Raw genomic sequence first — 3,327 nt, forward strand, 5'->3', positions numbered from 1 at the left:
GTGCTACACTGTCGGTGCGCCCTCTTTTCCGTAGGTAAAAGGGGAGTGCGTTACCCTTTTGTTCCAAAAGCCGGGAGGTGCCGCCGCCGATGGGTAAGCAGTACGCAATCCTTCGAGTCCAGAAGTGCAAGGGTGCCGAGATAGGCGCCATGCAGTACCACAACGACCGCGAGCCGGGAAAGCACACGAACCCGGACATAGACCAATCCCGAACCCGGATGAACCGAGAGCTGTGCCCGCACGCCGACTACGAGGGCGAGGTGCAGGCGAGGATTGACGCGGGCTACAGGGGCACCCGCAAGGTGCGCAAGGATGCCGTGAGGCTCGTCGAGGGCATCGTGACGGCAAGCCCGGAGTTCTTCGAGGGCGCGAGCGCCGAGGAGGTGAGGGACTTCTTCGAGGACGCGCTCGGGTTCTGCCGCGAGGAATTCGGGGAGTCGAATCTGGTGCACTTCACGGTGCATATGGACGAGGAGACCCCGCACGCCCACTTCGGCTTCGTGCCGCTTAGGGACGGCAAGCTCTCGTGGAAGGGGTTCTTCCCGGACAAGGCGGCGCTCGGTGCGATGCAGGACAGGTTCTACGGGCGCGTAGGGGCGCTGTACGGCCTTTCTAGGGGCGAAAAGCGCTTGGAGGGTCAACCGGCAAGGCGGCACAAGTCCGTGGCCGAATACAAGGCCGAGAGCCGCCGGGTTCAGGCAGAGCTGGACGAGAAGGCCGAGCAGCTCGAAGCGGCACGGGAGGAGCTTGCATCCACCCGGGCGCAGCTCGCCGAGTGCAGGTCGCAGGTCGAGGGCTTCGCCGCGAGGTTCGAGCGCATCAAGGCCGAGCTGGCGCAGATAGCCGAGTGCCTGTCGGTGCGCGGCTTCCTCGGGAGCTTCAAGGCCAAGCTCGTCGAGTTCGCCGAGAACCCGATCTGCAAGGCCGCGCTCGCGGCGGGGAGCGACTTCATGACGGCACGTGACGGCAGGCGCGCGGAGAAGGTACTCGTTGACGGTGCCAGGGAGAAGGTCGCGGAGATGGGCGAGCTGTCGAGGGAGATGGACGAGTGCTCTCTGTTGGATGAGGTCGGTGATATGAGGGGTGCCAGCAGGGAGCTTGACGGCCGCGAAGCCCCAGCGCGAGCGCTCGATAATCAGGTGCTTTGATTAGGTATACCAATCGGGTATACTTATTGGGGAAGAAAGGAGAACGGCATTGGTCAGAGTACACGGGAACGCCCTCAAGCACGGGCTTACCAGCGATGAGGTCGCGTATGCGTGGGAGAACCCGATTCGGTGCCGCCAGAGAAACGGCACGGATGACCCGCCGCTCTGGATTTCGGTCGGCTCGCTTCCCGACGGTAGATTTGCCGAGCTGATTGGATTCATGGATATCGACGGCGTCTGGTGCGTGTTCCACGCGATGGTGCCGCCGACGAAGAAGTTCAAGCGTGAGCTGGGATGGAGGTAGACATGAACGGAATCGTTGCCGAGAACGGCAAGGTCGTTACCGATGAGATGATTGCCGATTGGGAAAGCGCTCTCGAACGCGACGAGTGGCCAAGCGGATGGGTGAATGTGGGCGAAATCGTCGAGGGGAAACTCCCGAAAGCAGCGCCCGAGACGGTAACGCTGTCCCTCAAGGTTCCCGCCGCCATGAAACGGGCGCTTGAGAAGGAAGCGAAGGCCGAGGGCAAGTCGACGGGTGCGTATGCCCGCGGAATCCTCGCCGATGGTCTCATGGCCATAGCGTAAAGCAGCAGGGGAGCTAACAGAAAGGGGAGCCTTGAAGGCTCCCCTTTCCTGCCGGCGACCCCGTTATAATTTGGGTCAGAGCTTTGAGTGCGCCAACACTCGCAGCTCGCATATCAACCGAGATGGTAGCTCGGCGATACACCAGCATTATATCAAGCTGGGATATCCCCAAACAGCTACCTCCCAAACAGGGAGGTTTTTTCATGGCAATGAATGGAAACGAGGGCGGTTCTGCATACCCGCCGAACCCGGATGTGAAATCCGGCTCTTGTCTAATAGCCGGATTTCAACCACTTACGGTGGTTCACCCCTCTTACTGGAATGCATACAAGACCGAATCTGGGGCAACGTTCTCAATCGATATGGTTCGCCTGAAGCTGTCGTTCATCAACGGCAAGGGCGAGTGGTTGAGCACGCACGCCCAGACCTTCGACTGCGACAGCATGAGCGCGTGGACGAGCAAGATTCGACCCGGCGGCTGGTACGAGCTTTGGAGCTTCGACCTCGGCGACAGCTCGGTCGCGCTCGGCATCGGCTTCATGGAGCCGAGTTGCAAGGTGAACATGAATCGCGGGTTCATCGAGTTCAACCCGAACAAGGTCGCAGGGGACAAGCGGTTCTGGCGGCTGCTGGAAAAGCTCGCGCCGTGCATCTCGCACGCCCGCTTGAAGAGGTTCGACCTCGCCTATGATTTGCCGACAAGCCGTCTGGACTGCCGCCTTAGCAAGGACAGGCGGATGTACAAATCGGTCATCAGCAACGGAATCACGGAATACCTCGGGGTCAAGAACACCCCCGGATACGTAAAGGTCTACGACAAGGCGGCCGAGATGAACCTGTCGAGTGTGCTGACGCGCATCGAGCTGACGTGTGACGGGGAGTGGGACGCTGGGCAGGTTGTCGCGCACTGGCCGCAGGTTCACGCATGGCATAGCGATGAGAGCACGCGCGACTGGGTGCGCGTGGTGGGAATCATGCTCGCCGAGAAGGCCGAGCGCGGCGAGGAGGTCGAGACGCTCATCAACATGCTCGGCTGGCGTTCACGACCGAAGGTGCGCGAGTATCTGCGCACGCCGATGGTCGAGCTGCCGCCCGACTGCGCCGCCGCAGCCGTAGCCGAAGCGCGAAGCTGGTGCGCTCGGTTCGAGTAGGCGGGTCAATGTAGCAGGCGGTGACTACGGGGCGGCGTGGTCTGCGTAGCAGATCTAAGCCGACTCGTTCACCGGCTGCGGAATTGACGCGACGGGCAACTGAATAGACCAGACTTGGATAAGGGTCGATGGACGCTCTGCTCCATCGACCCTTTCCTTGCCCGTGTCTCGACTGGATGAGACCTGCAGAATCGGGCGGCTCATTATTTTTCGCTAACTACGTCCGAAAAATAATGTGACAAATGACAAATGACAAATCAGGTTGAGCGGGGGAGTTTGAGGGGGCCTGCCCCCTCATGCACGCGCCGCCGCGTGCCGCCAAGCCGCAGGCGCGGAGCGACCCTAAGTCGCGGAGAACCGACAGTGCTACACTGTCGGTGCGCCCTCTTTTCCGTAGGTAAAAGGGGAGTGCGTTACCCTTTTGTTCCAAAAGCCGGGAG

The 3,327-nt window shown here is 61.0% G+C and carries 4 protein-coding genes; all 4 read left to right on the top strand.

Annotation, left to right across the window (positions count from 1 at the left end; all coding sequences use genetic code 11):
• The first annotated feature begins 89 nt into the window (after window positions 1–89).
• The 4 genes from mobV (at window position 90) to PMW67_RS09615 (ending at window position 2,887) form a co-directional block, all read left to right on the top strand.
• Complete coding sequence (gene mobV / locus PMW67_RS09600; protein WP_271739691.1) at window positions 90–1,148, top strand: MobV family relaxase; 1,059 nt, start codon at window positions 90–92, stop codon at window positions 1,146–1,148.
• Between the two features lie 49 nt (window positions 1,149–1,197).
• A complete protein-coding gene (locus tag PMW67_RS09605; RefSeq protein ID WP_117638241.1) occupies window positions 1,198–1,452 on the top strand; it encodes a hypothetical protein in 255 nt (84 codons plus the stop codon).
• A 2-nt stretch (window positions 1,453–1,454) separates the two neighbouring features.
• Window positions 1,455–1,736: a hypothetical protein gene (locus PMW67_RS09610; RefSeq protein WP_195193394.1), complete on the top strand. Its 282-nt coding sequence runs from the start codon at window positions 1,455–1,457 to the stop codon at window positions 1,734–1,736.
• A 203-nt stretch (window positions 1,737–1,939) separates the two neighbouring features.
• Window positions 1,940–2,887, top strand: a complete 948-nt coding sequence (locus PMW67_RS09615) for a hypothetical protein (protein ID WP_271739693.1) — start codon at window positions 1,940–1,942, stop codon at window positions 2,885–2,887.
• Window positions 2,888–3,327 lie beyond the last annotated feature (440 nt).

Source organism: Collinsella aerofaciens (assembly GCF_028209395.1).
In the GTDB taxonomy this organism is placed as follows: domain Bacteria; phylum Actinomycetota; class Coriobacteriia; order Coriobacteriales; family Coriobacteriaceae; genus Collinsella; species Collinsella aerofaciens_AZ.